At 39.3% G+C, this 7,253-nt stretch carries 6 protein-coding genes and 1 tRNA gene; all 7 read left to right on the top strand.

What is annotated here, in order from left to right:
- Nucleotides 1-74, top strand: a tRNA-Pro gene (locus I1J71_RS05880).
- Between the two features lie 187 nt (nt 75-261).
- Nucleotides 262-1,536: a glycosyltransferase gene (locus I1J71_RS05875; RefSeq protein ID WP_195184076.1), complete on the top strand. Its 1,275-nt coding sequence runs from the start codon at nt 262-264 to the stop codon at nt 1,534-1,536.
- The gene (locus tag I1J71_RS05870) at nt 1,533-2,513 is read left to right on the top strand and encodes an NAD-dependent epimerase/dehydratase family protein (protein WP_195184075.1); all 981 of its coding nucleotides are present in this window, start codon (nt 1,533-1,535) and stop codon (nt 2,511-2,513) included. The genes I1J71_RS05875 and I1J71_RS05870 overlap by 4 nt, the downstream gene beginning before the upstream one ends.
- Nucleotides 2,488-3,303, top strand: coding sequence for an MBL fold metallo-hydrolase (locus I1J71_RS05865; protein WP_195184074.1), 816 nt, complete (start codon nt 2,488-2,490; stop codon nt 3,301-3,303). The genes I1J71_RS05870 and I1J71_RS05865 overlap by 26 nt, the downstream gene beginning before the upstream one ends.
- Nucleotides 3,281-4,543, top strand: coding sequence for a F390 synthetase-related protein (locus I1J71_RS05860; RefSeq protein ID WP_195184073.1), 1,263 nt, complete (start codon nt 3,281-3,283; stop codon nt 4,541-4,543). Before I1J71_RS05865 ends, I1J71_RS05860 begins: the two co-directional genes overlap by 23 nt.
- Nucleotides 4,544-4,557: 14 nt before the next feature.
- Complete coding sequence (locus I1J71_RS05855; protein ID WP_195184072.1) at nt 4,558-5,502, top strand: 3-oxoacyl-[acyl-carrier-protein] synthase III C-terminal domain-containing protein; 945 nt, start codon at nt 4,558-4,560, stop codon at nt 5,500-5,502.
- 171 nt (nt 5,503-5,673) lie between these two features.
- Nucleotides 5,674-7,206, top strand: coding sequence for a cardiolipin synthase (gene cls / locus I1J71_RS05850; RefSeq protein WP_195184071.1), 1,533 nt, complete (start codon nt 5,674-5,676; stop codon nt 7,204-7,206).
- Nucleotides 7,207-7,253 lie beyond the last annotated feature (47 nt).

Here is a 7,253-nt window from a genome sequence, read left to right as displayed (position 1 = left end):
CGGGAAGTAGCTCAGCTTGGTAGAGTACTTGGTTTGGGACCAAGGTGTCGCAGGTTCGAATCCTGTCTTCCCGATTGGTCAATACTTGAATTGAGGCAATTGCCTTTTTTTTATTTTTATATTTGATTTTGATCATTATAATCTGAAAATTACATTGCGTTTTCTTAAATGTTTCGTTACTTTTTCATGTCGAAACTAATAAATATGTAAAGAATTATCTTATCGATAGTTCTTTTTTTTAAAATTTGATATCCTAGACATATGAAAAGAATCAAAATTGATGTTGTAGTTGTGCCTTTAAGTGGACATCTGTACCCAACAATGAATTTATTAATACCCTTACTTAATAACCCTCGATATGATATTCGCTTATTCACTGGTCCTCAAAAAAAAGCCGTTGCCGAATCTGCAGGTTTTCATGTAGTTCCAATACTAGAAAATCACATTGAGGATTTTGAACGGGCTGCTAATAATGATCAGCAATTAGGGATACTATCAGCTTATCAACAACTTTCTTCTAGTATTGATTTAATTAATTTAGTTTCGGATCAATTATTAGAAGAGTGGCAAATGAATCGCCCTGATATCGTCATTGCTGATTTTATAACCTTGTCTGGAGGTTTAGTAGCTAATCAACTTGGTATTCCTTGGATAACTACTATGGCTACACAATTTGTTTTAGAGACTACTGACGGCCCGCCTTGTTTAATTGGTGGTATGGGAAGTCCCAAGAATGGCTGGCAAGTTTCAGTACAATTTTTAGGTAGAACAGCAACTCGTTTAGTAAAACGAATTGTATCTTTTCTGCTTCGTGATCGCTTAAAAAGATATCATTTTAAATTGTATAATCAACTCGGTCATGAGACCATTTATTCTCCATATTCAATTCTCGGTATTGGTATGAAAGAAGTGGAGTTGAAAAAAGGATTTCCAAAACACTACAAGTGGGTTGGTCCTTCTGGTGCATCAGTAGAGGCTGGAAAGGATTATCCGTTAGATTTATCAACATTTTCTAATCAAAAGAAAGTCTTAGTGACTTGTGGTACGCAACTTTCTTGGGCTAAAGAAAATCTTATCTATCAAGCTAAGCAACTTGCTAAAGCTCATCCTGATTGTCACTTTTTTGTAACTCGTGGTGTAGGTGGAGAGGCCTTCCAATGTGAAAATCTCATGGAGAACCTTTCCGTAGTTTCTTATCTACCTTATAAGGAGTACATTCCCCAGATGGATTATGTGATTCATCACGGGGGAGCTGGGATTTTTTATCAATGTATCATTTATGGTAAACCAGCTTTGATATTGCCTCATGATTATGATCAATTTGATTATGCCGTTCGTGGGGTTGAAGCAGGTGTTGCTTTCTCAGCTAAAAGAGATAATAGCAAGGCCATTGGACAAGCCTTTGAGGAGCTGTTAGCTAAAGAAAATTGGACAGAATTAGAGACTTTGCGCCAAGCAGCACAGTCTTATCATCCGACGGAAATCTTAGAGAGCGAAATCCATCGTCTGCTGGCAAATAAGGAGAAGGAAAAATGAAAACAGTTTTAGTAACTGGAGCGACAGGTTTCTTGGGTAAATATGTTGTTGATGAATTAGTCGAGCATGGCTATCAGGTTCGAGCTTTTGGTAGAAACAGTAAGGTTGGTCGCTCTTTAGAGAATTCTTCGGTTAGTTTTTTTCAGGGTGATTTGACCAAAGCTGATGATGTGCTAGAGGCTTGCAAGGGGATGGATCTGGTCGTTCATGCGGGAGCCCTGTCAACAGTTTGGGGCCCTTGGGAAGATTTTTATCAGACTAATGTTTTAGGAACCAAATATGTTCTCGAGGCATGTCGCCAAACAGGTATTCAACGTTTAGTCTATGTATCCTCACCAAGCATCTATGCTGCTCCTAAGGATCAGTTGGCTATCAAAGAAAGTGATGCTCCAGAGGAAAATAATCTCAATAACTATATCCGCAGTAAATTGGCTTCGGAGAAACTTTTTAAAAATTACCCAGATGTTCCGAGTATCATCTTGAGGCCTCGTGGGCTTTTTGGGATTGGGGATACCAGTATTTTGCCACGAGTAATTAATCTGAGTCAAAAACTTGGAATTCCTTTGATTGGAGATGGGCGTCAGCTCATGGACATGACTTGTGTGGAAAATGTTGCTCTGGCAATCCGTTTGGCCATAGAAACTCCAGAAGCTAAAGGTGAAGTTTATAACATTACTAATGGTGAACCGAGGGCTTTTAGAGATTTGCTAGAGGAAAGTTTGACAGGTCTGGATTATCCAATCAAATATCGAAAAATTCCAGCATCTCTCTTATCAGGAATTGCAAGTAGTTTAGAATTTATATACAAGACCTTGAACCTTAAAGGGGAGCCACCTCTAACTCGATATACCTATTATCTGCTTCGCTATAGTCAGACTCTTGATATTAGTAAGGCTGAGAAGGACTTAGGTTATCATCCGAAAATTAGTATTTCAGAAGGGATTGAACAATATGTCCAAGATTATCGAAAGCATTGAGTATTTCCCAGCGGGATATTGTACGAGTTATGCTGGTTTGCTTTTTAAGGGTGTCAAGAATAGAAAGATGACTTTCCCCGCAGGAGTGTTCCTTATCAAGCACAGGGATAAGGGCTATCTGCTCTATGATACTGGCTATCACTATGATATTAAGAGGAAACTTCGTTATGCTTTTTACCGTTTGGGGACGCCAGTTCAAATGACGGAGAAAGATCAGATTTTGCACTTGCTGAAATCTAAAGGGATCAAGCCAGAAGAAATCAACTATGTCTTGCTGTCTCATCTACATCCAGATCATTTGGGAGGGGCTAGCTTCTTTCCGAATGCAAACTTTATCCTGACCCAGGAAGTCTATGATGTTTACAAGAAACCAAAACTAAAAGATTTAATTTTTAAAGAATTTTTGCCGAGTGACTTTGAGGAAAGATTGACAGTCATCAAGGCAAATCAGCAAAATGCTAACTTTAAGTATCGCCCTACCATCGATCTTTTTGGAGACGGAAGTATCCTTGTAGCTTCGATAAATGGGCATGCTAAGGGGCAAGCTTGTCTCTTTATTCCAGATTATCATCTCTTTATCGCAGCAGATCTTTGTTGGGGAATAGACCTCTTACCTTACACCAAACAGATGCATCTGATTCCTTCCTTAGTGCAAGATAGTAAGGATGACTATATCAAAGGAACGGAGCTCTTGGAAGAGGTTTTAAAGGATGGAATAGAAGTGCTAGTTAGCCATGACCCCGTAGAAAGGATTGAGCGGATTTTGTATGAAAAAAATAACCTTTCTTAAAACTTTTATCCAAACTCGCTGGCTTCATAACTTTAGATCTCGAGAAGCATTAGAAAACTATCAGAAAAAGCAGCTGGCTGCCTATATGGACTTTCTCAAACGTGAGTCACCTTATTTTAAAAATGGTGTACCTAGTGACTTTGACCATATGGATAAGGCTTTTATGATGAGTCATTTCAATGAGCTTAATACTCAGGGTGTGGATCGAGACGAGGCCTTGGCTTTGGCTATCGAAAGTGAAAAGACCAGGAATTTTACAGAGCTCAAGGGAGAAATAGCTGTTGGGTTGTCTTCTGGAACATCTGGACACCGGGGACTCTTTATCACAACTGAAAAAGAGAGAAGTATGTGGGCAGCAGCTATCTTAGCAAAGATGTTGCCCAAAGGCCAACTTTTTGGGCACCGCATAGCCTTTTTCCTCAGAGCGGATAATGAATTGTATCAGACCATCAATACGGCACTTATTCGTTTAGAGTACTTTGATATTTTCAAGAATACAGATGAACATATCGAGCGTCTCAACAATTATCAACCGACTATTGTAGTGGCGCCTGCTTCTATGTTGATTGAATTGAGCAAGCGTCTAAAAGATGGGGAATTAGTCATTCACCCACAAAAAATCGTTTCGGTGGCTGAAATCTTGGAAGATAGTGATAAAGAGCGAATTTTGAGTGCTTTTGAGTTGCCGATTATTGACCAAGTCTACCAGGCAACCGAAGGTTTCCTAGCCTGTACTTGCTCTGCTGGGAATCTTCATCTCAATGAAGACATCATATTTGTGGAAAAAAACTACTTGGATGGCCGACGTTTTTATCCAGTCATTACTGATTTTAAGCGGAGCAGTCAGCCTGTTTATCGCTACCAGCTCAACGATATCTTGGTTGAGAATCCTAAACCTTGTCCATGTGGATCTCATTACACAAGGATTGACAAGGTCGAAGGGCGTTCTGACGACATCTTCTATTTTGATGGACAAGATGGAGGTCAGGTAACGATTTATCCTGACTTTATCAGACGTTGCATCCTCTTTGTGGAGAATGTTGGAGATTACCAAGTCAAACAACATTCTGAGAAGCTAGTGGAAGTTTGTTTGAGTCGAAGAGATGAGCAAGTAGAAACAGCCATCACAGAGCAATTCAGACTCTTAGCGCAACAAAAAGAGTTTAAAGAACCTGAAATACAATTTTCGGATTATCACTGGGATACAAGTCGTAAGCTCAAACGTATCCAACGTTTATGAAAGGACAAAAAATTATGACAGAAGTAAAAAGACATGTAGAAATTGCAGGATATGGAGTCTGCCTCCCAAAAAATACGGTGCAATTTAAAGACCAGACTCGTCATCGTGTGGTTGAAAATGAAGAAACGCAACTAGATTTGGCAGAAGCAGCTATCAAACGTGCGCTTGAAAATGCAAACTTAAGTATTGAAGATATTGATTGCCTTGTATCAGCTAGTGCGGTGGGTATTCAGCCAATTCCTTGTACGGCAGCTTTGATTCATGAACGTGTGGCAAAAGGGCTCTCTATCCCAGCTATGGATATCAATACGACTTGTACAAGTTTTATCTCTGCTTTATCAACCATGTCACATTTGATTGAAGCGGGAGAATACCGTCGTGTTTTGATTGTATCCAGTGAAGTTGGTAGCTTGGGTCTCAATCCAAAACAAAAAGAAAGTTATGAACTCTTTAGTGATGGAGCGGCTGCCTTTATTTTCCAATCAAGTGATAAGGATAAGGGAGTGATAGCAAGTCTTCAACGTACTTGGTCAGAGGGGGCTCATGATACAGAGATTCGTGGAGGCTTAACTTCTTATCAGCCAAAAGAGTACTCTGAAGAGACCAAGACAAATTTTATGTTTGATATGAAAGGCAAGAAAATTCTCTTGCTTTCTGCTCGTGTCATTCCAGAAATGTTCCAAGAATTCCAAGAGAAATCTGGTATTTCTAAAGATGCTGTAGACTATATTATTCCCCACCAAGCTAGTCGCGCTCTTCCTTTGGTCATGGGAAAACTGGGTGTAGACGAAGACAAGTACCTTAATCTCGTTACGGATTATGGGAATATGGTCTCCGTTGCGGTACCTTTTGGTTTGGCCTATGCACTCGATTACGGATATGTGAAGGAAGGAGATACCATCTTCTTAATGGGAACTGCAGCTGGTATGACGGTCAATATGTTGGCTTTGAAATTGTAAAATAATAGCAGGCATCTATAAGTGGCCTGCTTTTTAAATTAATTTTAAACGTAGAACTATCGGCCTATACAGAAAAAGCTTGATAACTTTTACGAAACTAAGTATACTAGAAGGTAACAAGCGTTTTCAGACAGTATATTAGGGAGTATACTTAGAAATTGAGAGGGAGATATGGGAATAAGAAAATTTCGCTTATTGATGTCCAAGTATGGCTTTAGTATTGCGATTATCCTGATAGAATTATTTCTTGTTTTCGGAATTATTCTTTACATGAGCCAGATTGCTCCGATTATTTGGGTGACTCTTGTATTTTTGATTAGTGTAGCAACCGTTATAGCGATTGTCAATCGTTCGATGTCACCTGAAAGCAAAGTGACTTGGTTGATTGTGACCTTTGTACCGGTGTTTGGTCCACTGCTTTATCTCATGTTCGGTGAGAGAAGACTATCAAAAAAAGAACTGAAACAACTCCAGGAATTGAATTCTATTGCATTTCATGAGAATAATGGGCGCCAACTCCATTTGCAACTACAGGAGACAGACAAATCAGCTTACGGAATTATCAATGCCTTGCTACATATGGATAGTAATGCAGAAGTCTATGACCAGACAGATTCACAATTTTTCGCAGATGGAGAAGAAATGTGGAAGCAGATGCTGGAGGATCTTAAAAGAGCAGAAAAGTTTATTTTTCTTGAATACTATATTGTCGACGAAGGTTTGATGTGGGATAGCATACTCGAAATTCTGGAAGAAAAGGCATCTCAGGGAGTCGAGGTCAAGATGCTCTATGATGACATCGGTTGTATGGTGACTTTGCCTGGGGATTATACTGTTTATTTGCGTTCTAAAGGGATTGATGCTCATAAATTTAATAAGGTAATTCCCCGTATGACAGTGGCCTATAATAACCGTGACCACCGGAAAATCTTGGTCATTGATGGACAAATTTCCTATACTGGGGGAATCAACCTTGCAGATGAATATATCAATCATATTGAACGTTTTGGACACTGGAAAGATAGTGGGATTCGGGTTGATGGTCCGGCGACTCAAGCATTTACCAGACTATTTCTCATGAACTGGTACATCAACCGTGGGGAAATTAGTGACTTTGATCAGTATCATTTGGAAAATCAGACACGATTTGGTAGCGGTCTTTGTATCCCATATGGCAGTGGACCAAAGCCAATCTATAAAACGAAGGTAGGGAAGATCGTTTATCAAAATCTGATTAACCAAGCAGAAGATTTTGTCTATATTACAACGCCTTATCTCATTATCGATTATGATTTGACAGAGGATATAAAAAATGCGGCGATGAGAGGCGTAGATGTGAGAATAGTCACGCCCCATATACCGGATAAAAAACTCATTCAACTTGTAACACGGGGAGCTTATCCAGATCTTTTATCTGCGGGTGTTCGCATTTTTGAATACACACCTGGCTTTATCCATAGTAAGCAAATGATTGTTGATGATCGATTTGCGGCTGTCGGTACTATTAACTTGGATTATCGTAGCTTGGTTCACCACTATGAAAATGCAGTACTACTCTACAAAACAGAGTCAATAGCGGATATTAGCAAAGATTTTGAAGGAATTTTTGAACAATCTCAGGAAATCTTCTCGGATACCATAAATCCTACATGGTATCAAATGATGATTAAAGAAGTAACACAGTTATTTGCACCTATGCTTTAATTGAAAGAGACGGTTTTTCGTCTCTTTTTCTGTAAGCAGTTTCCTTG

It is taken from the genome of Streptococcus infantis, assembly GCF_015546995.1.
GTDB classification, from domain to species: domain Bacteria; phylum Bacillota; class Bacilli; order Lactobacillales; family Streptococcaceae; genus Streptococcus; species Streptococcus infantis_J.
The sequence above is the reverse complement of the archived record's forward strand: the minus strand, read 5'-3'. Positions and strand labels throughout refer to the sequence as shown.

Excerpts from the sequence above, each read along its gene's own strand:
- I1J71_RS05860 (WP_195184073.1), top strand. The coding sequence starts at position 3,281 with ATGAAAAAAATAACCTTTCTTAAAACTTTTATCCAAACTCGCTGGCTT.
- cls (WP_195184071.1), top strand. The coding sequence starts at position 5,674 with ATGGGAATAAGAAAATTTCGCTTATTGATGTCCAAGTATGGCTTTAGT.
- I1J71_RS05870 (WP_195184075.1), top strand. The coding sequence starts at position 1,533 with ATGAAAACAGTTTTAGTAACTGGAGCGACAGGTTTCTTGGGTAAATAT.
- I1J71_RS05855 (WP_195184072.1), top strand. The coding sequence starts at position 4,558 with ATGACAGAAGTAAAAAGACATGTAGAAATTGCAGGATATGGAGTCTGC.
- I1J71_RS05865 (WP_195184074.1), top strand. The coding sequence starts at position 2,488 with ATGTCCAAGATTATCGAAAGCATTGAGTATTTCCCAGCGGGATATTGT.
- I1J71_RS05875 (WP_195184076.1), top strand. The coding sequence starts at position 262 with ATGAAAAGAATCAAAATTGATGTTGTAGTTGTGCCTTTAAGTGGACAT.